This window comes from Streptomyces sp. ML-6 (genome assembly GCF_030116705.1).
Lineage (GTDB): Bacteria > Actinomycetota > Actinomycetes > Streptomycetales > Streptomycetaceae > Streptomyces.
Window position 1 is genome coordinate 6188187 of record NZ_JAOTIK010000001.1, and the last position, 22396, is coordinate 6210582.

The 22396-nt window shown below is 72.8% G+C and carries 21 protein-coding genes; 14 read left to right on the plus strand and 7 right to left on the minus strand.

The genetic code is table 11. From position 1 onward, the window contains the following. Nucleotides 1-217 precede the first annotated feature (217 nt). On the plus strand, nt 218-940 hold the full coding sequence (locus OCT49_RS27395) for a GntR family transcriptional regulator (RefSeq protein WP_283854460.1): 723 nt from the start codon (nt 218-220) through the stop codon (nt 938-940). Between the two features lie 324 nt (nt 941-1264). Here OCT49_RS27395 and OCT49_RS27400 read toward each other — a convergent pair whose 3' ends face one another. Continuing rightward, on the minus strand, nt 1265-1546 hold the full coding sequence (locus OCT49_RS27400) for an HPr family phosphocarrier protein (RefSeq protein ID WP_283854461.1): 282 nt from the start codon (nt 1544-1546) through the stop codon (nt 1265-1267). Nucleotides 1547-1717: 171 nt separating this feature from the next. Here OCT49_RS27400 and OCT49_RS27405 point away from each other — a divergent pair, with 171 nt between their 5' ends. The 5 genes from OCT49_RS27405 (at nt 1718) to OCT49_RS27425 (ending at nt 8181) form a co-directional block, all read left to right on the plus strand. Further along, a complete protein-coding gene (locus tag OCT49_RS27405; protein ID WP_283854462.1) occupies nt 1718-4603 on the plus strand; it encodes a bifunctional acetate--CoA ligase family protein/GNAT family N-acetyltransferase in 2886 nt (961 codons plus the stop codon). Nucleotides 4604-4759: 156 nt separating this feature from the next. Continuing rightward, nucleotides 4760-5356, plus strand: a complete 597-nt coding sequence (locus OCT49_RS27410; RefSeq protein WP_148839862.1) for a DUF5998 family protein — start codon at nt 4760-4762, stop codon at nt 5354-5356. Beyond that, the gene (locus tag OCT49_RS27415; protein ID WP_283854463.1) at nt 5356-6543 is read left to right on the plus strand and encodes an alkaline phosphatase family protein; all 1188 of its coding nucleotides are present in this window, start codon (nt 5356-5358) and stop codon (nt 6541-6543) included. The genes OCT49_RS27410 and OCT49_RS27415 overlap by 1 nt, the downstream gene beginning before the upstream one ends. A gap of 77 nt (nt 6544-6620) precedes the next feature. Beyond that, nucleotides 6621-7271, plus strand: coding sequence for a thymidine kinase (locus OCT49_RS27420; protein ID WP_283854464.1), 651 nt, complete (start codon nt 6621-6623; stop codon nt 7269-7271). 43 nt (nt 7272-7314) lie between these two features. Continuing rightward, complete coding sequence (locus tag OCT49_RS27425) at nt 7315-8181, plus strand: PaaX family transcriptional regulator (protein ID WP_283854465.1); 867 nt, start codon at nt 7315-7317, stop codon at nt 8179-8181. Between the two features lie 63 nt (nt 8182-8244). On the opposite strand, the gene OCT49_RS27430 is transcribed toward OCT49_RS27425, so the two are convergent. Continuing rightward, the gene (locus OCT49_RS27430; RefSeq protein WP_283854466.1) at nt 8245-9021 is read right to left on the minus strand and encodes a VOC family protein; all 777 of its coding nucleotides are present in this window, start codon (nt 9019-9021) and stop codon (nt 8245-8247) included. Nucleotides 9022-9260: 239 nt separating this feature from the next. On the opposite strand from OCT49_RS27430, the gene OCT49_RS27435 reads away from it, so the two are divergent. Further along, nucleotides 9261-10088, plus strand: coding sequence for a sulfurtransferase (locus OCT49_RS27435; protein WP_283854467.1), 828 nt, complete (start codon nt 9261-9263; stop codon nt 10086-10088). 128 nt (nt 10089-10216) lie between these two features. On the opposite strand, the gene sepH is transcribed toward OCT49_RS27435, so the two are convergent. Then, nucleotides 10217-11284 (minus strand): septation protein SepH, encoded by a 1068-nt coding sequence (gene sepH / locus OCT49_RS27440; RefSeq protein WP_283854468.1) that lies wholly within the window; start codon nt 11282-11284, stop codon nt 10217-10219. Between the two features lie 496 nt (nt 11285-11780). Here sepH and OCT49_RS27445 point away from each other — a divergent pair, with 496 nt between their 5' ends. Then, nucleotides 11781-12890 carry a hypothetical protein gene (locus tag OCT49_RS27445; RefSeq protein ID WP_283854469.1) on the plus strand — a complete coding sequence of 370 codons (1110 nt, stop codon included), beginning with the start codon at nt 11781-11783 and terminating at the stop codon, nt 12888-12890. A gap of 28 nt (nt 12891-12918) precedes the next feature. Here the strand turns inward: OCT49_RS27445 and OCT49_RS27450 are convergent, their stop codons facing one another. Then, nucleotides 12919-14244, minus strand: coding sequence for a D-arabinono-1,4-lactone oxidase (locus OCT49_RS27450; RefSeq protein WP_283854470.1), 1326 nt, complete (start codon nt 14242-14244; stop codon nt 12919-12921). Next, nucleotides 14198-15445, minus strand: coding sequence for an MFS transporter (locus OCT49_RS27455; protein WP_283854471.1), 1248 nt, complete (start codon nt 15443-15445; stop codon nt 14198-14200). The genes OCT49_RS27450 and OCT49_RS27455 overlap by 47 nt, the downstream gene beginning before the upstream one ends. Nucleotides 15446-15635: 190 nt before the next feature. On the opposite strand from OCT49_RS27455, the gene OCT49_RS27460 reads away from it, so the two are divergent. Together OCT49_RS27460 and OCT49_RS27465 are read left to right on the plus strand one after the other, a co-directional pair. Next, the gene (locus OCT49_RS27460; protein WP_283854472.1) at nt 15636-16763 is read left to right on the plus strand and encodes a ferrochelatase; all 1128 of its coding nucleotides are present in this window, start codon (nt 15636-15638) and stop codon (nt 16761-16763) included. 85 nt (nt 16764-16848) lie between these two features. Next, nucleotides 16849-17667: an inositol monophosphatase family protein gene (locus tag OCT49_RS27465; RefSeq protein WP_283854473.1), complete on the plus strand. Its 819-nt coding sequence runs from the start codon at nt 16849-16851 to the stop codon at nt 17665-17667. A gap of 52 nt (nt 17668-17719) precedes the next feature. Here OCT49_RS27465 and OCT49_RS27470 read toward each other — a convergent pair whose 3' ends face one another. Then, a complete protein-coding gene (locus tag OCT49_RS27470) occupies nt 17720-17893 on the minus strand; it encodes a hypothetical protein (protein WP_283854474.1) in 174 nt (57 codons plus the stop codon). A 359-nt stretch (nt 17894-18252) separates the two neighbouring features. Here OCT49_RS27470 and OCT49_RS27475 point away from each other — a divergent pair, with 359 nt between their 5' ends. The 4 genes from OCT49_RS27475 (at nt 18253) to OCT49_RS27490 (ending at nt 21842) form a co-directional block, all read left to right on the plus strand. Beyond that, nucleotides 18253-18906, plus strand: a complete 654-nt coding sequence (locus OCT49_RS27475) for a response regulator transcription factor (protein WP_148839883.1) — start codon at nt 18253-18255, stop codon at nt 18904-18906. A gap of 6 nt (nt 18907-18912) precedes the next feature. Then, nucleotides 18913-20142 carry a sensor histidine kinase gene (locus OCT49_RS27480; RefSeq protein ID WP_283854475.1) on the plus strand — a complete coding sequence of 410 codons (1230 nt, stop codon included), beginning with the start codon at nt 18913-18915 and terminating at the stop codon, nt 20140-20142. A 404-nt stretch (nt 20143-20546) separates the two neighbouring features. Next, on the plus strand, nt 20547-20843 hold the full coding sequence (locus OCT49_RS27485) for a DUF4193 domain-containing protein (RefSeq protein ID WP_003965732.1): 297 nt from the start codon (nt 20547-20549) through the stop codon (nt 20841-20843). A gap of 12 nt (nt 20844-20855) precedes the next feature. Continuing rightward, nucleotides 20856-21842 (plus strand): hypothetical protein, encoded by a 987-nt coding sequence (locus OCT49_RS27490; RefSeq protein WP_283854476.1) that lies wholly within the window; start codon nt 20856-20858, stop codon nt 21840-21842. 91 nt (nt 21843-21933) lie between these two features. Here the strand turns inward: OCT49_RS27490 and OCT49_RS27495 are convergent, their stop codons facing one another. After that, complete coding sequence (locus OCT49_RS27495; RefSeq protein ID WP_283854477.1) at nt 21934-22389, minus strand: DUF3093 domain-containing protein; 456 nt, start codon at nt 22387-22389, stop codon at nt 21934-21936. Nucleotides 22390-22396: the final 7 nt, after the last annotated feature.

Consider the following 22396-nt stretch of genomic DNA (forward strand, 5'->3'; position numbering starts at 1 on the left):
CCCCTCCCCGCCCTTCCGATGGCCCCGGCAGTTCGCCGGGGCCATCGGCGTGTCCGCCCGGCACTCCGGCGCGGGCACCCGTTCGCCGAACCGCCCCGTGGCCAAAAGATATTCATGAATTTCCGTCCGGCATCGGAAATTCGGCCGCATTGCAATAGAGTCACGGGGCAGACACCGGTCGGCCGCGGTGTGCGGGTATTGAGGCGGAGGTTCGGGCATGCACATTCCGGCGCATTCGGCATGCAAGGCAATTCGTGACGACATCGTCTCGGGCGTCTTCGAGCGGGGCAGCCGGCTCACCGAGGATTTGCTGGCGCGCCGGTACGGGGTTTCCCGGGTCCCGGTGAGAGAGGCGCTGCGGACCCTGGAGGCGGAGGGGTTCGTGGTCACCCGCCGCCACGCGGGCGCCTGGGTCGCCGAGCCCACCGAGCTGGAGGCGGCCGACCTCCTGGAGGTCCGGATGCTGCTGGAGCCACTGGGCGCCGCGCGGGCCGCCCGGCGCCGCACCGAGGCGCACCTCAAGGTGCTGCGCGGCCTGGTCGGACTCGGCCGGGACCGGGCCGGGCGGGGCGAAGTGGAGGAGCTGCGCCCGCTGGACGGCTGGTTCCACGAGACGCTGGTGCAGGCATCGGGCAGCCCCGGCCTGACCGCCCTGCTCACTCAGCTCAGGTACAAGATCGCCTGGATGTACACGGTCGAGCCGCCCGCCCGGCCGATGGACTCCTGGGCCGAGCGCGGGGCCATCGTGGACGCGGTGGCGCGCCGCGACGCGGACCGGGCCAGGGCGCTGGCCGCCCAGCACGTCGAACGGGCCGCGGCCGCGCACCGGCTGCGCCGGACCGACCGGCCGGGGGACCGCACGGCCCGCCGGCCCGCTCCGCGCACCGGCCGGGTGAGGACTTCGAAACATTCCGTGCACACCGCGGGTGCGCGGCATTAACGATCACGCCGTATACAAAGGGGTGAAGCGTGATTCCGTGAAGGCGGGCCCTTCCCGCATTGATTTCACCGGCCTGAATTCATTCCGTCCTGATCCTGTGGGCTTTGATTCCCCGGTCCGGATCCGCTCGAGGATTCCACGGTCCGGATCTGCTCGGGCTGCTCCGTAATATTTCGGCGGGGGCACAGGGGAAACGCCGGGGAAGACGAGGGGAAGCTCCGAGAAGCAGAGGAAGCCCAAGAAGCAGGGGGAAGCCCGAGGGGCGGGAAACAAAAGAGCCGCGGCTCCGGTTCAGGGTGCCGCGACTCTCTCGCAGAAAATGTTTCAGACGGTCTCCGGAAGCTCCTCGAGCCCCTCGGCGACCAGCTTCGCCAGGCGGTCCAGGGCGACCTCGGCGTCGTCGGCCTCGGACGCGAGCACGATCTCCTCGCCCCCCTGCGCGCCGAGACCGAGCACCGCGAGCATGGAGGCGGCGTTCACCGGGGTGCCGTCGACCTTGGCGATCGTCATGGGGATGCCGGAAGCCGTGGCGGCACGGACGAAGATGGAAGCGGGGCGGGCGTGCAGGCCCTCGGCCCAACCGACGTTGACGCGGCGCTCAGCCATGGTTCTGCCCTTCATGGATCAACAGTTGTCTAGACCATTCTCTCACGCGGTGCGCGGTGCTCCGATCGGCCCGGAACGTGCCCACGACGCCCGCGGCGGTGCCGATCGCCCCCCCAGCCTGCCCCGGCCCCGACCCCCACGCGACCGGTGGCGGCGCCGTAGTCTTTGCCCATGCAGCCCGCGCCGGAGCAGAGTCCGCCCCACGCCTATCCCGACCACTGGGAGGCCGACGTGGTGCTCCGCGACGGGGGAACCGCACGGATCAGGCCCATCACCACGGACGACGCCGAACGGCTGGTCAGCTTCTACGAGCACGTCTCCGACGAGTCGAAGTACTACCGGTTCTTCGCCCCGTACCCCCGGCTCTCCGACCGGGACGTGCACCGCTTCACCCATCACGACTACGTCGACCGGGTGGGCCTCGCCGTCACGGTCGGCGGCGAGTTCATCGCGACCGTCCGCTACGACCGGATCGACGAGCGGGGCAGGCCCGCCTCCGCCCCCGCCGACGAGGCCGAGGTCGCCTTCCTCGTCCAGGACGCGCACCAGGGCCGGGGAGTGGCCTCGGCCCTCCTCGAACACATCGCGGCCGTCGCCCGCGAGCGCGGCATCCGGCGCTTCGCCGCCGAGGTGCTGCCCGCCAACACCAAGATGATCAAGGTGTTCCGGGACGCCGGGTACACCCAGCAGCGCAGCTTCGAGGACGGCTCCGTCCACCTGACCCTGGACCTCGAACCGACCGCCGAGTCCCTCGCCGTCCAGCGCGGCCGCGAGCAGCGCGCCGAGGCACGGTCCGTGCAGCGCCTGCTGGCCCCGGGCTCCGTCGCCGTCATCGGCGTCGGCCGCACCCCCGGCGGCGTCGGCCGCACGGTGCTGCGCAACCTCCTCGGGGCCGGCTTCACCGGCCGCACGTACGCCGTGAACCACGCCTTCGCCGACGACCGGGACACGGTCGACGGCGTCCCGGCCCACCGTTCGATCGGCGAGATCGGGGAACCGGTCGACCTCGCGGTCGTGGCCGTGCCCGCCGACCGGGTACCCGAAGCCGTCGAGGACTGCGGCGAGCACGGCGTCCAGGGCCTGGTCGTCCTCTCCGCCGGATACGCCGAATGGGGCGCCGAGGGCAGGGAACGGCAACGGGAACTGGTCCGCCAGGCCCGCTCGTACGGCATGCGGATCATCGGCCCGAACGCCTTCGGCATCATCAACAACGCCGAAACCGTCCGGCTGAACGCCTCCTTGGCCCCCGAGCCGCCCGCCCCCGGACGCATCGGGCTCTTCACCCAGTCCGGAGCGATCGGCATCGCCCTGCTCTCCGGGCTGTACCGGCGCGGCGCGGGCCTGTCCACCTTCATCTCCGCGGGCAACCGCGCCGACATCTCGGGCAACGACTTCCTGCAGTACTGGTACGAGGACCCGAACACCGACGTCGCCCTGCTGTACCTCGAATCGATCGGCAACCCCCGCAAGTTCACCCGCCTCGCGCGGCGCACCGCGGCCGTGAAGCCGGTGGTCGTGGTGAAGGGCGCCAGGCACAGCGGCTCCACCCCGCCCGGACACGCGGTGCCGGTCAGCCGGATCCCGGACGCGACGGTCTCGGCGCTCATGCGGCAGGCGGGCGTGATCCGGGTCGACACCGTGACGGAGATGGTCGACGCCGGCCTCCTCCTCGCCGACCAGCCGCTCCCGGCCGGCCCCCGGGTCGCGATCCTCGGCAACTCGGAATCGCTCGGTCTCCTCACGTACGACGCCTGTCTCGCGGAGGGGCTGCGCCCGCGCCCGCCCCTCGACCTGACCACCGCGGCCACCCCGCAGGACTTCCGGGAGGCCCTGGGCCGGGCGCTGGCCGACGAGGGCTGCGACTCGGTGATCGTGACGGCGATTCCGTGGGTGGGCGAGGACGGCGAGGCGGAGGCGGGCGACGGCGAGGTGCTCGCCGCTGCGCTGCACACGGCCGCCGCCGCGGGCCCGGCCAAGCCCGTGGCCGTGGTGCACGTGGAGATCGGCGGGCTGGCGGAGGCCCTCGCAGCGGCCACCAGCACCGTCACCCAGCCGGGCACCGCGGCCGGACCCCCCTCGGCCATGCCCCCCGGCCCCACCGCCACACCGGCCCCGGCCCCGGACCCCGCCGCCCCCGCGGGCGCGGACCGCGAGGACGGCTCCGCCCCCGGCACCGGGCCCGGCCGGATCCCCGCCTACCCCGCCGCCGAACGGGCCGTCCGGGCCCTGGCCGAAGCGGTGCGGTACGCGCAGTGGCGGCGGCAGGCGGCCCTGCCCGGCAAGGTGCCCGAGTTCCTCGACGAGACCATCGACGGGCCGGGCGCGGCCGGCCTCATCGACACCTTCCTCGGCCCCGACCCCGACCCCCGGGGCAGATCGCTCACGCACGCCGAGGCCCGCGAACTCCTGGGCCACTACGGCATCACCGTACGGCCGACGCTCCCCGCGCCCGACCCGGACGCCGCCGTCGCCGCGGCGGCCCGGCTCGGCTACCCCGTGGCGCTCAAGACGACCGCGCCCCATCTGCGCCACCGCGCCGACCTCGGCGGCGTCCGGCTGGACCTCGCCAACGAGGCCGCGCTGCGCCGGGCGTACGGCGAGCTGACCGAGCTGCTCGGCAAGCCGGTCGAGCTCCAGCCCGTCGTCCAGGCCATGGCGCCGCGCGGCGTCGACACCGTGGTGCGGGCCACGATCGACCCGGCGGCGGGAGCCGTCCTCTCCTTCGGCCTCGCGGGCGCGCCCTCCGAGCTCCTCGGCGACACCGCCCACCGCCTCGTCCCGGCCACCGACCGCGACGCCGCCGAGCTGATCCGGTCCATCCGGGCGGCCCCGGTGCTCTTCGGCTGGCGGGGCGCGGCGCCCGTGGACACCGCGTCGCTGGAGGAACTGCTGCTGCGGGTCTCCCGACTGGTCGACGACCACCCCGAGGTGGTCTCCGTCGCCCTGGAACCCGTCGTGGTCGCCCCGCAGGGGCTGACCGTGCTCGGCGCGAGCGTCCGCCTCTCGCCGCCCCCGCCCCGCACCGACCTCGGCCCCCGCCGCCTCCCCAACTACTGACCCCCGCGGCGCCGCCCCGCCTCCGCCACGCGCCGCCCCGCCTCCGCCACGCGCCGGGCGGCTCCGGCCGCGGGGCGGAGGCCGTGCGCTGCAGGTTCAGGCCCCGCCCCGGTACGACGTCCCCGGCAGCCATCCGCCCCCCGTAGGATGGTGCCCATGGCTAAGACCGGTACGACGACCCAGGGGCTGCGCGCGGCGATCGAGCGCAGCGGCTACTACCCGGCCCTCGTGGCCGAGGCGGTGGAGGCCGCCGTGGGCGGTGAGCCGGTCGTTTCGTACCTGGTGCACCAGGAGACCACCTTCGACTCCAACGAGGTGCGCCGCCACGTCACGGTCCTGGTCCTGACGGACAACCGTTTCATCGTCAGCCACACCGACGAGCAGAACGCCGACACCAGCTCCCCGACGCCGTACGCCACCACCTCCACCGAGTCGGTCAAGCTCGACCGGATCTCGTCGGTCGTGGTCAGCCGGGTGGTGGCCAACCCCGAGAAGTACGTACCGGGCACCCTGCCCCGCGAGGTCGTCCTCACCATCGGCTGGGGCGCGGTCTCCCGGATCGACCTGGAGCCCGCCGCCTGCGGCGACCCCAACTGCGAGGCCGACCACGGCTACACCGGCAGCTCCACCGCCGACGACCTGAGCCTGCGGGTCAGCGAGGCCGGCGACGGCCCGGACACCGTGCGCCAGACCCTCGCCTTCGCCCAGTCGCTCTCCGAGGCCACGGCCGCGACCGCCGCGACCGGCCGCTGATGGCGCAGCCGGCCTGGCAGGAGCCCGTGCTGCTCCCTGTCGACACCGCCCCCGTCCCGGAGTACGGCAGCGGATCGCTCTGCGACCTGCTGCCCACGCTCGTCGCCGGACAGGAGGTGCCCGGCTTCACCGCGAGGATCCCCGAACTCACCCCCGCCGACCGGAACTGCGTGTTCCTGATCGACGGCCTCGGCTGGGAGCAGATCGGGGCCCACCCCGACGAGGCGCCGTTCCTGCACTCCCTGCTCCCCACCTCGCGCGGCGGCACCGGCCGCCCGATCACCGCGGGCTTCCCGGCCACCACCGCGACCTCGCTCGCCTCGGTCGGCACCGGCCTCCCGCCCGGCGAGCACGGCCTGCCCGGCTACACCGTGCGCAACCCCGGGACCGGCGAGCTGATGAACCAGCTTCGCTGGAAGCCCTGGACCCCGCCGAAGGCGTGGCAGCCCCACCCCACCGTCTTCGGGCTCGCCGACGCCGCGGGCGTGCGCACCGCCCAGGTCTCCGCCCCGGCCTTCGAGCAGACCCCGCTCACCAAGGTCGCGCTGAGCGGGGGATCGTTCCTGGGCCGGCTGTCCGGCGAGGAACGGATGGACACGGCGGCCGAACGGCTCGCCGCGGGCGACCGGTCGCTGGTCTACACGTATTACAGCGAGGTCGACGGCATGGGGCACCGCTTCGGCATCGACTCCGACGCCTGGCGCGGCCAGCTGATGTACGTGGACGGCCTCGCCCGGCGCCTGGCCGAACAGCTCCCGGCTCGCTCGGCGCTGTACATCACCGCCGACCACGGCATGATCGACGTCCCCTTCGACGAGCAGTCCCGGATCGACTTCGACGAGGACTGGGAGCTGCGCGCGGGCGTGGCCCTGCTCGGCGGCGAGGGCCGGGCCCGGCACGTCTACGCGGTCCCGGGCGCCGAGGCGGACGTCCTGACCGTCTGGCGGGAAGTGCTGGGCGAGCAGTTCTGGGTGGCGAGCCGGGACGAGGCGATCGCGGCCGGCTGGTTCGGCCCGAGGGTCGACGAACGGGTCCACGGCAGGATCGGGGACGTCGTCGCGGCGGCCCGTGACGACGTGGTGATCACCGCGTCCGTCAACGAGCCGCACGAGTCCGTGATGGTGGGCATGCACGGCTCGATGACCCCCGTCGAGCAGCTCGTACCTCTCCTCGAAGTACGCTCGTAACCGCGTTTTTCCTCCACCGTCGTCGTCACCGCCGTTCCGACCCCGCCCCGGCCCGCCCGAAAGGTGCTCAGTTCCTCATGCCCGAGCTTGTGTTCTTCTCCGGAACGATGGACTGCGGAAAGAGCACGCTGGCGCTCCAGATCGGCCACAACCGTTCGGCACGCGGCCTGCAAGGCGTGATCTTCACCCGCGACGACCGGGCGGGGGAGGGCAAGCTCTCCTCGCGCCTGGGGCTGGTCACCGAGGCCGTCGAGGCCGACGAGGGCATGAACCTGTTCGCCCATCTCGTCGACCGGATAAGCCGCGGCGGCCGGGCGGACTACGTGATCGTGGACGAGGCGCAGTTCCTGGCCCCCGCACAGATCGACCAGCTCGCCCGTATCGTCGACGACCTCGACCTGGACGTCTTCGCGTTCGGCATCACCACCGACTTCCGGACCAAGCTGTTCCCCGGCTCCCAGCGGCTGATCGAGCTGGCCGACCGGGTCGAGACGCTCCAGGTCGAAGCGCTCTGCTGGTGCGGCGCGCGGGCCACGCACAACGCGCGGACGGTCGGCGGCGAGATGGTCGTCGAAGGCGCCCAGGTGGTCGTGGGGGACGTCAACCAGCAGGCGGGCGAGGTCGGTTACGAGGTGCTGTGCCGACGCCACCACCAGCGCAGGACCACCAGCGCGACCGCCCGCGCCGCCGCCCTCTCGCCGGACGTACTGCCCGTCACCTCCGTCTGAACCGTCCCCGCCGTGGTCCGGCGGGGATGCTTAGGATGACGCCGTGAACACGGTGAGCGGGAAAGAGGTCGAGTCCGGGCCGGGCCCGTCGGGCAAGGTGCAGCCGAGACAACTGATCGTGACGGTCTACGGGCTGTACGCACGCGACACCGGGGGCTGGATGTCGGTGGCCTCGCTGATCCGGCTGCTCGCCGACCTCGGCGTCGAGGCACCGACCGTGCGCTCCTCCGTCTCCCGGCTGAAGCGCGTCGGACTGCTGGAGGCCCGGACGGTCTCCGGGGCGGCCGGATACCGGATCTCGTCCGGGACCGAGCGGATGCTGAGTGACGGCGATCCGCGCATCTTCGCGACCCGGCGGGCCACCCTGGACGAGGGCTGGGTGCTCGTGGTCTTCTCGGTGCCCGAATCGGAGCGCGCCCGGCGGCACACCCTGCGCACCCAGCTGACCCGGCTCGGTTTCGGCTCCGTCTCCGCCGGGGTGTGGATCGCACCGGGACATGTGCACGACGAGGTCGAGGCCGTGCTGGCCAGGCACGGACTGCGTGCGTACGCCGACCTCTTCCGGGCCGACCACCTCCCGGCCGGCGGGGGCGAGGAGCTCGCGGAGAAGGTCGGTTCCTGGTGGGACACCGCCCGGCTGCAGCGGCTGTACGTCGAATTCCTCGACGCGCACCGCCCGTTCGCCGAACGGATCGCGAACGGCGCGACGGTGACGGACCGCGAGGCGTTCACGACGTACATCAGGGTGCTCACCGACTGGCGCCGGCTCGTCTACCTCGATCCCGGTGTCGCGCGCGAGCTGCTGCCGGCCGAATGGAGCGGGACGGAGGCGGTCGAGCTCTTCGGCGAGTTGCACGCCCGGCTGGCCGGCCCCGCCCGCCGGCACGTCGAACGGGTCAGGACCGGCTGAGGCCGAGCCCGGGCGGGCGGCGGACCCGGTCCGCCGCCCGCCCGGAGGCCGCCCGGTGGGTTCTCAGCTCTTGGCGGACCGGATGATCGTGAACGCCGCGCCCTCCGGGTCCGCCACGGTCGCCACCCGTCCGCCCGACCCCTCCCGGGGCGGTTGCAGGACGGATCCGCCGAGCTCCACCACGCGCCGGGCGGCCTCGTCGGTGTCGAGGACCTCGAAGTACGTCATCCAGTGCGGCCCCCGGTCGCGCGGCAGGGCGTGGCCGACGCCGTGCAGCGAGGCCACCGGGCGGCCTTCCAGGTACAGGGTCTGGTAGTCGAAGTCGGCCGAGACGACCGCCTCGGCCTCGTAACCGAAGACCGTCTGGTAGAACTTGCAGACCGTCGAGGTCTCGCGGGTCACCAGCTCGTTCCAGACGGGTGTGCCGGGCGCCCCGGCGAGTGCCGTGCCGATGTGCGCGGCCGCCTGCCAGATCCCGAAGACCGCGCCGCCGGGGTCGGAGGCGATGGCCATCCGGCCCGCCTCGCCCGCGTCGAGCGGTCCGACGGCGACGGTCCCGCCGCAGGACCGGATGGTCTCCGCGGTGGCGTCCGCGTCGTCGGTGGCCAGATAGGTCGTCCAGGCGACGGGCAGGTGCCGATCCGGCGGCAGCTGCCCGAGCCCCGCCACCACTTTCCCGTCGACCAGCGCACGGACGTACGGACCCAGCTGATCCGGACCCGGCACGAACTCCCAGCCGAACAGATCGGCGTAGAAGCTCCGGGTCGTGCTCAGCCCGTGCACGATCAGGCTCACCCAGCAGGGCGTTCCGGGGGTACGAGCGGTGGCAGCCTCGGTCATCGTCATTCTCTCCTCGGACCATTGTGTGGCCGTACGGGGGAACGGGGCCCGCGTGCCGTCATGCGGCACGGCATGTGTACGCCCCGTGGAGATGGTTGCACCACCCGGCGCGCGATGCGTCCGGCCGCGCCGCACACCCCGGGATTCCAGGAATCCCGGCCCGGGAGGATCGATTCGCCGTGGTACGGCCACCTCGAAGGTGCTACGGGCGGGGTGGCTCCTGAGCGAGGATGGCTTTCATGAAGCCCATCATCACCGCATCCGAATACGCGAGCGAGTCGGCGGGGCCACGTCCGCCGGTGCTCCTGGACGTACGTTGGCAGCTGGGCGGGCCGCACGGCCGGCCCGACTACGAGGCCGGGCACATCCCCGGCGCGGTCTTCGTCGACCTGGACGCGGAACTGGCCGGTCCGGCGGGCACCGGGGGCCGCCATCCACTGCCCGACCCGGAGGAATTCGGTGCGGTGATGCGCCGGGCCGGGGTTTCCGGGGACACCCCTGTCGTGGTGTACGACGGCGGCCAGGGCTGGGCGGCGGCGCGGGCCTGGTGGCTGCTGCGCTGGACCGGACACCAGGACGTCCGGGTCCTGGACGGCGGGCTCGCCGCGTGGCCGGGCGAACTCCAGAAGGAGATCCCCGCCCCGGCCGAGGGCGACTTCCGGCCCGTCCCCGGCGGACTGCCGCTGCTGGACGCGGACGGGGCGGCGGCGCTGGCCGACTCGGGGCTGCTGCTCGACGCCCGGGCCGTCGAGCGCTACCGGGGCGATGTGGAGCCGATCGACCGGGTGGGCGGCCACATCCCGGGCGCCGTATCGGCCCCGACCTCGGAGAACACCGGCGACGACGGCCGGTTCCTGGCCCCGGAGGCACTCGCCGCCCGGTTCGGGGAACTCGGCGCGGACCGGGCGGAGGCGGTCGGTGTCTACTGCGGCTCCGGTGTGTCGGGCGCCCATGAGGTGCTGGCCCTGGCCGTCGCCGGGATCCCCGCGGCGCTGTACGCGGGCTCCTGGTCCGAGTGGTCCGCCGACGAGTCCCGCCCGGTCGCCACGGGACCCGAACCCCGGTAACGGAACGTGCGCCGGCCCGGGCCGCCGGAAGCCCTGGCCCGGTAATCGCGCGGCGCGGAAGGCGCACACGGCACGGGGGCCCGTACGCAGCGGCGTACGGGCCCCCGTCACGCTGTGGTCACCCCGGCTCAGTCCTGCTTCTTCCGGCGGGTGCCGAAGACGATCTCGTCCCAGCTCGGCACGGCGGCCCGGCGGCCCGGACGGACCCCGTCCGCCTCGGCCTGGCGGTCCGTCGTCCCGGTCAGCCGGTCGCGGTGACCGGCCACCGCCCGCGGCATCAGCACGTCGGCATAGGCGGAACCGGCACCCGCGGAGGCCGCGGCGGCCGGCGGTTCGCCGGCCTCCGGCTCCTGCACGGCGGGCTCGATCGCGGGCGGCTCGGGCGGCGCGGGCCGTTCCGGCACCACCATGTCGCCGCGGAAGCTCGGCACCGCTTCCAGCAGGCTGGTCAGCGAATCGCGCTCACTGGCGGAGATGCCCGCGACGTGTTCCTCGGGCTCGGGTGCGGGCACCGGGGCCGTGGGGCGTTCCATCTGGCGGTCCAGGGCGCGGTCCAGCGGCCGGTCGCGCGGCAGCCGGGCGATCCGGGGCACGAACGGGAAGCTCGGCTCGGGCGCGGCGACGTCGTCGGTCTCGCCGATCAGCGAACGCGCCTCGTCGTCCACGGCCTGGACCAGACGGCGGGGCGGGTCGTACGTCCAGCTCGCCGAGTGCGGCTCGCTCGCGACCCGGTAGACCAGGAGGACCTCCCAGGTGCCGTCGTCCCGGCGCCAGGAGTCCCACTGGACGGTCTCCTTGTCGGCGCCGCGCAGCAGCAGCCGCTCCTGCACCGCCTCGCCGAGCTGGGGGCCGGTGTTCTCGCCGGGACGGCGCACGGGGGTCTTCCGGGCCCGCTCGGCCATGAAGGCGCGCTCCGCGAGCACGGGGCCCTCGAATCGGCGGACACGATCGACCGGAATGCCGGCGAACTGGGCGACCTCCTCCGCGGAGGCGCCGGCTCGTATCCGGGCCTGGATGTCGCGGGGACGGAGGTGGCTCTCCACCTCGATCTCGATCTGGCCGAGGCGCGCGCGGTCGTTGCGCACGGCGGCCCGCAGCCGCTCGTCGATCGGAAGCGTGTACTCCGTGCTGTCCGCAGCCTTGAGCACCAGTCGTGTGCCGTCGTTGGAGACGGCCACGACACGCAGTTCGGGCATGGGGACCTCCCGGGTGGTGCCTGCCGACGTCACGTGCGTCGCTGCTTCCGCTAGTCGAGTGTGGCCTGCCCGGCTGCAGCCTGCCACAACATTGCCGTGGTACCCGGCGTGTCGGGCGTGAGCCCTTGATCGCCGGTATGACACGGTGACCCATTCTGCAACAGAAAGTGACCGTCGGTCACTTCGTGTGGCCAGTCCCCGTGCGATGCCGTGGCGCCGCCGGATCGAGTGCCTCCTTCGGCCCCCTCCCGAAGATCCCGGACACCCGTGAGGGAATCCTGCCCCAGGGCTCGCAACAGTACTCCATTCGGGCCACGAGGGTGGAGCGCCGCGCCGCCCGAGTTCTCGCCGGAGGGGGACTCGGGTCAGCCCGTCGTGCGCGGGCTACTCCTCGACCGTGTCCTCCTTCACACAATCCCCGGAAGCGGAACTATCCACTTCGCTCATTTGTCCCTTCCTGTTGCATGGTGGGAGAGATGTCAATCAAGGGCTGGGAATGGTGCAGAAGCCGGAAAGCGACACGGAACCCAAGGAAAGGCGCATAGATCTGAGCGTGCCGCAGGTGGCGGGCAGTGCCGTGGCGGCGGTCGCGGCAGCGGTGGCGGCCTCTCAGCTGGGCGTGTACGGAACGGTTCTCGGCGCCGGTGTGATGAGCGTCGTGGCCACCTGCGGCGGCTCGGTCTTCCAGCACTTCTTCCGCCGTACGGGGGAGCAGATCCGCGAGGTCACCGTCCAGGTGAAGCATCCGGACCGCGAAGTGTCCGTGCACGCGGCCGAGTCGGTCGCCGGGCGGGCCCCGAAGGGGGCGCGCAGGTCGCCGGACGGGACCCCGCCCGGCACCCTGGACGCCACCGCGGTGATGCGCGCCGTGGACGCCGCGGCGGGGCCGCGCGAAGCGGACGAAACGATGCTGCTGCGCGGTGCGGACGGTGCGCCGGTCCCCCGCGACCCGGACGGCACGATGCTCCTGCGCCACGTCGCCGGGGACCGCAACGTCGCCGGGGACGCGGAACGCACCCGGATGCTGCCGGCGTACGACGGTTCCGGGGCGCCCGCCACCGGCCGCCCGGCGGTGGACGAGGAGTTCTCCGAGGCCACCACCCACGGCACCCGGGTCCGGGGCTGGAAGCGGTCCGCGCTCGGGGCGGCCGTGGTCTTCGCCCTGACCATGGCCGGGATCACCACCTACGAGCTGATCTCCGGCTCCGACCTGAGCGGCGGCAAGGGCACGACCGTGGGCTCCGTGGTGCGCGGCGGGGAGCGGAACTCCGGCACGGACGACCCGGCACCGCAGACGGACACCGGCCCTGGCCGGGAACGGACGCCGGAACAGGGCGATGGCACGGCGACGCCCGGCACGACCCCGCAGGACGGCCGGAGCGGAGCCCCGGAGACCGGCCGGGGCGGCGGCCCGTCCACCGCTCCGACGACCGGTCCCACACCGTCCGGCGACACCGGCGACCGCACGAGCCAGGCCCCGGAGACCACGCCCTCCCCGGCGGCGTCCGGCGACGGCGGGGCGCCCACCGACCCGGCGCCCGCGGGCACGGACGACGCCCCGGCGCAGGGCGACCGGGGCGTCACCGGCGCGGAGACCGGTCAGTGACCGGCCCCGGAGACCACCCGACGGGCGCTCAGTCGCCCAGCACCCGGCGCAGGTAGTCGTTGCCGAAGAGGCGGTCCGGGTCCAGCCGGTCGCGCACGGCGGTGAACTCACCGAACCGGGGATACACCCCGGCCAGGTACTCGGCGTCCCGGGTGCTGACCTTGCCCCAGTGCGGACGGCCCTCATGAGCGGTCATGATCCGCTCGACCGCCGTGAAGTACGCCTGGTAGGGCGTGCCCTTGTAGAGGTGGACGGCGATGTACGCGCTCTCGCGGCCCGAGGCCGTGGAGAGCGCGATGTCGTCCGCGGGGGCGGTGCGGACCTCCACCGGGAAGCTGATCCGCAGCGGCGACCGCTCGATCATCGCCCTGACCTCGCGCAGCGCCTCCACGGCGGCCTCGCGGGGCACCGCGTACTCCATCTCCACGAAGCGAACCCGGCGCGGGCTGGTGAAGACCTTGTACGGGATGTCGGTGTACGTACGGGCCGACAGGGCACGGCTGGAGAGCTTGGCGATCGACGGGATGGTGGCGGGTACCGCCCGGCCGAGCGAACAGGCCACCTGGAAGATCCCGTTGGAGAGCAGCTCGTCCTCGATCCAGCCGCTGACCTTTCCGGGCGGGGCGGCGGGGCCCGCGCTGCGGTTGTTGCGCTTGGTGTTGCAGTTGCCGGTGTGCGGGAACCAGTAGAACTCGAAGTGCTCGTTCTCGGCGACCAGCTCGTCGAAGTCGCTCATGATCCGGTCGAAGCCCATCGGCTCCTCGCGGGCGGTCAGCAGGAAGATCGGCTCCACGGCGAAGGTGATCGCCGTGACGACCCCCAGGGCGCCGAGCCCGATCCGGGCCACGGCGAAGACATCGGCGTTCTCCGTCTCCGAGCAGGTCAGCACGGTGCCGTCGGCCGTGACCAGTTCGAGGGCGCGGATCTGCGCGGATATGGACGCCGAGTCGCGGCCGGTGCCGTGGGTGCCGGTCGAGGTGGCGCCGGCGACCGTCTGCTCCATGATGTCGCCCATGTTGGTGAGCGAGAGGCCCTCGCGGGCCAGGGCGGCGTTGAGCCGCTTCAGCGGGGTGCCGGCCGCGACGGTCACCGTCATCGCCTCGCGGTCGATCTCCCGGATGCCGCCGAGCAGGTCCGGGCGGATCAGCACGCCGTCGGTGGCCGCCGTCGCGGTGAAGGAGTGCCCGGTGCCGACCGGCTTCACCCGCAGCCCGTCCTCGGACGCCCGGCGCAGCACCTCGGCGAGCTCGGGGACGGAGGCGGGGGACACGGTCCGGGACGGCCGGGCACTGACGTTCCCCGCCCAGTTACGCCACGCGTTCGTCGTCGTCCGTGCTTTGTCGGTCTCGATCATGTTCCGCGTGACCTTCCGTGAGGACCGGCCCGCTGAGCCGGCGATACCCCAGGAACGCCACCGCGGCCGCGAGCGCTCCCGACACGACGGGTACCACGTACCCCGCCTCGGCACCCGACGCGTCGACCACCCAGCCGGCGGCCGAGGAGCCGAGCGCCACACCGACGGCGAGCCCGGTGCTGGTCCAGGTCATGCCCTCGGTCAGTTCGGTGCGCGGTACGTGCTGCTCGACGAGGGCCATGGTGGTGACCATCGTCGGTGCGATGGCGAGGCCCGCGACAAAGAGCGCCACGGCCAGGAACGGCAGGTTCCCGGCCAGTTGGAGGGGGATCATACTCACGGCCATCGCACACACCCCCACCAGCCACCTGGTGGGCGCCCTCCCCTTCAGCCGGAGCAGCCCGAAGACCGCCCCGGCCAGGCAGGACCCCAGGGCGTACACGGCCAGCACGAGGCTCGCCGCGGCCTTGTGGCCCCGCTCCTCGGCGAAGGCCACCGTGACCACGTCGATCGCCCCGAAGATCGCGCCGGTGGCCACGAACGTCACCACGAGGACCTGGAGGCCCCGGGAGCGCATCGCGGAGCCGCCGGTGTGCGCGGCACGCGGATGCGGGGCCGGTTCGGTGGCGTGCTGGGCGGTCAGCCAGAAGACGCCCACCAGCAGGAACCCGGCCGCCAGGAGCGGTCCCGCCTCCGGGAACCAGGCGGTGGACAGACCGATCGAGATGATCGGCCCGAAGATGAAGCACACCTCGTCGACGATCGACTCCCACGCGTACGCGGTGTGCAGCTGCGACGACCCCCGGTGGATCTCCGCCCAGCGGGCCCGGACCATCGAGCCCACACTGGGCACGCAGCCCGCGCCCGCCGCGAAGACGAAGAGCGTCCAGTCCGGCAGGCGCTGCTGTGCGCAGACCAGGAGCCCGGCCACCGCCGCCAGCGCGACGAGGGTGGCGGGGCGCAGGACGCGCCGCTGGCCGTGCCGGTCGACGAGCCGGGAGATCTGCGGCCCGAGCACCGCCGCGGACATCGCCAGCGTCGCGGAGAGCGCGCCGGCGAGTCCGTAACGGCCGGTGAGCTGGGAAATCATGGTGACCACACCGATGCCCATCATGGACAGCGGCATCCGGCCGAGGAATCCGGCCGCCGAGAACGCCTTGGTGCCGGGGGCGGCGAATATCGCGCGATAGGGACTGGGCAAGGGGAGCTCCGGAACAGCGCGGCCGTCCGCGCCCGTCATGCAGGTATGTGGCCGGTACAGCCTACGGCTCGCCCGAAGCGGACAGCGGGGCGAGGGGGGCCACCGGAACCTTCCGCTCCGGGGCGGGGACGGACACCCGGGAGCGATGTCGGTGAGAGCGCCGTCCGGGGCGGGTGGCAGGATCGATGTCATGTCCGATCTGCGCGATCCCGCTCCCTACGACGCCCTGCTGCTGCTCTCCTTCGGCGGCCCCGAAGGCCCGGACGACGTGGTCCCGTTCCTGGCGAACGTGACCCGTGGCCGCGGTATCCCCGAGGAGCGGCTGAAGGAAGTCGGCAAGCACTACTTCCTGTTCGGCGGCGTCAGCCCGATCAACGGCCAGAACCGGGCCCTGCTGGACGCCCTGCGCGAGGACTTCGCCGGGCACGGCCTGGACCTGCCGGTGTACTGGGGCAACCGCAACTGGGCGCCGTACCTCACCGACACCCTGCGCGAGCTGGTCCGGGACGGGCACCGCCGCGTCGCCGTCCTCGCCACCAGCGCCTACGCCTCCTACTCCGGCTGCCGGCAGTACCGGGAGAACCTCGCCGAGTCACTGGCCGCCCTGGAGGCCGAGGGACTGCCCGTGCCGCGGGTCGACAAGCTCCGGCACTACTTCAACCACCCCGGGTTCGTGGCCCCCATGGTGGACGGTGTCCTCGCCGCCCTGGCCGACCTGCCCGAGGACGTGCGGGCCGGGGCGCACCTCGCCTTCACCACGCACTCCATCCCCGTCTCCGCCGCCGACACCTCCGGCCCCGCGGACGCGCACGGCGACGGCGGCGCCTACGTGGCCGAGCACCTCGACGTGGCCCGGCTGATCGTCGACGCGGTGCGCGAGGAGACCGGCGTCGAGTACTCCTGGAAGCTCGTCTACCAGTCGCGCAGCGGCGCCCCGCACATCCCGTGGCTGGAACCCGACATCTGCGACCACCTGGAGGCGCTGCACGCGGACGGCGTGCCCGCCGCGGTGATGGCCCCCATCGGCTTCGTCTCCGACCACATGGAAGTGCTCTACGACCTCGACACGGAGGCCACCGCCAAGGCCGCCGAGCTGGGCCTGCCGGTGCGCCGGTCGGCGACCGTGGGCGCCGACCCGCGGTTCGCCGCGGCGGTGCGCGACCTGGTGCTGGAACGGGCCGCCACCGAGCGGGGGCGGGCGCGGGAGCGCTGCGCCCTGGGCACGCTCGGCCCCGGCCACGACCTGTGCCCGGTCGGCTGCTGCCCGGCCAGGGCCCCCAAGCCCGCCGCGGCGGGCGCGGACAGCCCCTACGCGTGAGTCCGGCCGGCGGTGGGGCCCGGGACGCCGCCCCACCGCCCGCCGCGCCGAGAGACCGCCGTACGCCCACGACCCCGGGAGCGCCGTGACCGACCCGAACCCGACCGAACTGCTCGACCTCGCCCTGGAGGCCGCCCGCCGCGCGGGGGCGCTGCTCCGCGACGGCCGCCCGGCCGACCTGGGAGTGGCCGCGACCAAGTCCAGCCCGATCGATGTCGTCACCGAGATGGACCTCGCCGCCGAGAAGCTGATCGTCGACTTCCTCACCGGGCACCGCCCGCAGGACGGCCTCCTCGGCGAGGAAGGGGGCGGCACGGAGGGCAGCAGCGGGATCCGCTGGGTCGTCGACCCGCTCGACGGCACCGTGAACTACCTGTACGGGCTGCCGACCTGGGCCGTCTCCATCGCCGCCGAACACGACGGCGAGCGGATCGTGGGCGTGGTGGAGGTCCCGATGCGCCGCGAGACCTACCACGCGGTCCTCGGCGGCGGGGCGTACGTACGCGGCGACGCGCACGGCGAGGACATCGCGCTGCGCCACCGCCCCGCGCCGCCGCTCGACCAGGCCCTCGTCTCGACCGGGTTCAACTACGTCGGCCACGTCCGCGCCCACCAGGCGGACGTGGCCCGGAGGCTGATCCCGCGGCTGCGCGACATCCGGCGCGGCGGCTCGGCCGCCGTGGACCTCTGCGACGTGGCGGCGGGCCGGCTCGACGGCTACTACGAGCGCGGCCTGCACCCCTGGGACCTGGCCGCGGGCGACCTCATCGCCCGGGAGGCCGGGGCGCTCACCGGGGGCCGCCCCGGGCTGCCCGCCGACGGCGACCTGGCGATCGCCGCGTCCCCCGGCGTCTTCGAGCCGCTGCAGGCCCTTCTGGAGGAGTACGGGGCCTGGCACGACTAGGACGTGAGAAAGGGCCCCCGACGGCCGTCGGGGGCCCTTTCTCACGCGCTGCTCAGGCGCGCGTGGCGCCGATCTCCACGCCGTGTTCGGCGGCGAGGCGGTGCAGGTCGTCCAGCTCGCTCTGCTCGACGTCCGCGAGGAAGTCGTCGCCCGTCTCGCGGGCTTTCGTGAGGTCGGACTCGGTGGTCCTGATGCGTTGCAGCAGACCTGCGGTGAAAGCGTCCATAGTGCGCCCCCTCATCGTGGGTCGGTGGCACGGGGGTGTGCCCGGGTTTCCCTCCGCGCGCAGGCGGTAGGGCGGGTGATCACGCGCTCTCCGGGGACGGAGTGGCCTGTGGCACGCCACATTCAAGGCGCGATCGCGGGTGTGAATGCGTCCTCCCCGGGCCAAAGCTCAGGGAAACCTCAACTGGCCCGAAAATCCGGTGAATTCCCCTGGGGCCCGGTCGGGCCGGAGTTGCCTTACCGCCGGTTTATGCACGTTGCGGGCAGGATGGAGCCGCACGGACCCGTGCCGATCACCGTCCATGTCGCGGACCGTGTTCGCTTCGATACTCACTGAGTTTTCCTAGGAAGGACAGCGCCGTGCGCGTACTCGTCGTGGAGGACGAGCAGCTGCTCGCCGATGCGGTGGCCACCGGACTGCGCCGGGAGGCCATGGCCGTCGATGTCGTGTACGACGGTGCCGCGGCCCTGGAGCGCATCGAGGTCAACGACTACGACGTCGTGGTGCTGGACCGGGACCTCCCCCTGGTGCACGGCGACGACGTCTGCCGCCGGGTGGTCGAGCTCGGCATCCCCACCCGGGTGCTGATGCTCACGGCCTCCGGGGACGTCAGCGACCGGGTCGAGGGCCTGGAGCTGGGGGCCGACGACTACCTGCCCAAGCCGTTCGCCTTCACCGAGCTCACCGCCCGGGTCCGGGCCCTGGGCAGGCGTACGACGGTGGCGCTGCCGCCCGTCCTGGAGCGCGCCGGCATCAAGCTCGACCCCAACCGGCGCGAGGTCTTCCGCAACGACGTGGAGATCCAGCTCGCGCCGAAGGAGTTCGCCGTGCTGGAGGTCCTGATGCGCAGCGAGGGCGCCGTCGTCTCGGCCGAGCAGCTGCTGGAGAAGGCCTGGGACGAGAACACCGACCCGTTCACCAATGTCGTCCGGGTGACGGTCATGACGCTGCGCCGCAAGCTCGGCGAGCCACCGGTGATCGTCACCGTGCCCGGTTCCGGTTATCGGATCTGATCGCCCGTGCCCTCCGTCCCCGCACCGCCGACGGCGCCCCCGAAGCCCACCTGGGAGCCCAAACCCCAGGAGCCGCCCTACTGGCTGCGCCCGACCATCCGGATACGGCTCACGCTGCTCTACGGCGGCATGTTCCTGATCGCGGGCATCCTGCTGCTCTCGATCATCTACATGCTGGCCGCGCAGGCCCTGCACGTGGGCAGCGAGCTGCCGTTCAGGATCGTCAACGGTCAGGTCACCAGCGAGGTCTGCAACCTGCCCGAGAAGGCGTCCCCGGAGACCTTCAACGCGGCGATGAACTCGTGCGTCAACCACCAGCGCCAGCAGGCGCTGGACACCCTCCTGAACCGCTCGCTGCTGGCCCTGGTCGGCCTCAGCGTCATCGCCTTCGCCTTCGGCTACGCCATGGCGGGCCGGGTGCTCTCGCCGCTGGGCCGGATCACCCGGACCGCCCGCCAGGTGGCCGGGACCGACCTGTCCCGCCGGATCGAGCTGGACGGCCCGGACGACGAGCTGAAGGAGCTCGCCGACACCTTCGACGAGATGCTCGACCGGCTGGAGCGGGCCTTCACGGCCCAGCAGCGGTTCGTCGGGAACGCCTCGCACGAGCTGCGCACCCCGCTCGCGATCAATCGCACGCTGCTGGAGGTCCATCTCTCCGACCCCCAGGCCCCACCGGAGCTGAAACAGCTGGGCAAGACGCTGCTGGCCACCAACGAGCGCAGCGAGCAGCTCGTGGAGGGGTTGCTGCTGCTGGCCCGCAGCGACAACCAGATCGTCGAGCGCAAGCCGGTCGACCTCGCCGAGGTGGCCTCGCGCGCGATCGACCAGACGCGGGGCGAGGCCGAGGAGCGGCGGGTGGAGATCCGCGGCGAGCGGGCCCCCGCCGTCGTCCAGGGCAACGGCGTCCTGCTGGAGCGGATCGCGCTGAACCTCGTGCAGAACGCCGTGCGCTACAACGTCCCCGAGGACGGCTGGGTGGAGGTCACCACCGAGCTGCGGAACGGACAGGCCCTGCTCACGGTCTCGAACACGGGCCCGGTGGTGCCCGCGTACGAGATCGACAACCTCTTCGAGCCCTTCAGACGGCTGCGTACGGAGCGCACGGGCAGCGACAAGGGGGTGGGGCTCGGCCTGTCGATCGCGAGATCCGTGGCGCGCGCCCACGGCGGCCGTATCATCGCGGAGCCCCGCGAGGGCGGCGGCCTTGTGATGCGTGTCTCACTGCCGGTCTGACCGGTCAGTCGGGCCGATCCGTGGGCGAAGCAGTTTGTTCGCTTTGAGCGGAATTTTCGGGACCTGTCCCCGGGAGTGCCGTGTGTGATCGATCACAGAAACGAATTTCTTTGCGTCAACGCTCCGTGATCAGGAACCTTGCCCGAAAACCCGTAAAAGTCGGGGTTTTCGAGGCTTGAGGTCACGGGAAGTACACGGGGTGGCGCCCGTGGAGCACCACACGGGGACCGTGTACGGTCCCCTTCGCCACCCAAGCCGATCGCTCCCGAGCGGTCCTTTTGGGTGTCGATTGAGTAACAGACCTTGATGTGAGGCAAAATCTCCGCCTCGGGTCGGGCACAAGTCCGGCCTCTCACGCGTTACGAGCGCTGAGACACCGCAGACACCCAGAGGGGGAGAGCGACATGGCAACGGATTACGACACCCCACGCAAGACCGACGACGACGTCGATCAGGACAGCCTGGAGGAGCTCAAGGCACGCCGGAGCGACAAGACCGCCTCCGCCGTCGACGTCGACGAGTTCGACGCGGCCGAAGGACTGGAGCTGCCCGGCGCGGACCTGTCCAACGAGGAGCTCGCCGTCCGGGTCCTGCCCAAGCAGGCCGACGAGTTCACCTGCATGAGCTGCTTCCTCGTGCACCACAGGAGCCAGCTCGCGCGCGAGAAGAACGGCCAGCCGATCTGCCGCGACTGCGACTAGGTCGAGCCGACCGTGGCAGGCGACACACCCTTCCGGAAACGACACTTGCGGCGCAAGAGGTCGTCGGAGACGCATCAGGGCGGCACAGGCCCGGCACGGGGCGCGACAGCGCCCGCCGAGCGGTCCGCCCTGCCGCACTCCCCGGACGGGTGGGACGACGGGCGAGGCCGGCCGGCCTCGCTCGAAGCGGCCCCGGCGGTCACGGCGGTCGAAGGGACCGGCCGGACCGAAGGAGTCGAACGGATCGGCGGGCCGGAGCCCGTGACCGGGCCAGGCCGTCTGGATGCGGTGAAACGGGGTGTGAGCAGGAGCGGGAAGAGCGCCAAGGCGGCGATCGGAGGGAGCGCCAGGGCGGCGATCGGCCGTATCGCCGACCTGATCATCGAGACCGCCCCCCGCGTCCCCGTGCGCGACCTCGCCACCCTGCGCAAGCAGTTCCCCGGCCTGGGGCCGGAGGAGCTCGCGGACCGGCTCATCGCGGGCGCGTGCAAGGGCACCGCCGCCGTCGGCGCCGGTATCGGCGCGGCGGCCATGATGCCCGTACCCCCCGCCATGCTCGCCGAGCTGACGGCGGAGATCACCGGGGTGGCTGCGGTGGAGATGAAACTCGTCGCCGAGCTGCACGAGGTCTACGGGCTGCGCCCGCCGGGCGGACTCGTCCAGCGTTCCGGCGCCTACCTCACCTCCTGGACGGAGGAGCGCGGCATCGACGTCAGCCGCCCCACGACGGTGAACGCGGCGCTGGGCGGCCAGATGAAGCGCGAGCTGCGCCAGCAGATCATGAAACGCATGGTGCGCGACCTGCCCAACCTGATGCCCTTCATGATCGGCGCCGCCGTCGGCGCGATGATGAACCGGCGTGACACCAGAAAGCTCGCCGAACGGGTCAGGAAGGACCTGCGCGAGCGCCAGGTCCCCTGGGACCGGCTGCCGGCACTGCCCCCACTGGAACAGCCGGAGAACCCGCACGAGGTGATCCGGGGCGAACTGGAGGGCTGAGGGCCCCACGGGGCCGGCCCGGGCGCGCCGGGAAGGGCGTGCGAGGGCCGAGACCGGGCCCCGGAAGGGCCCGGCGGGTTACGCCCGGCGGCTACGCCCGTACGGCCGTGAGCGCCGCCACCAGGGCCTGCGGCTCACGGGTGGACAGATAGACGTACGGAGTCGGGTCCTGCGGGTCGGTGACCTCGATCCGGACCGCCGTCGGGATGTAGCTGCGCAGCAGCATGAACGCGCGGGTGTCCGCCTTGTACGAGCGCCACGCGCGCGCCTCCTCCCCCTCCAGCACCTCGGCCTCGCCGAGCGCCGTCACCGGGATCCGCGCGTCGCCCGCCACCAGGGCGCCCCCCACCACCCGGACCCTGGCCGAGCCGTAGGAGCTGACCGCGACCGCCGTCAGGGCCGTGCCGCCCACCAGACCGGCCAGCAGCGGCACCGTGCCCAGCGGCAGCAGCATCAGGGCGCAGGCGATGCCGACCAGGAAGGCGATGAGCCACCAGGAGCGGGGCGCGGTCAGTCGTTCGTCGAAAGGCGGCGTGGAAGGCTGCATGGACCCA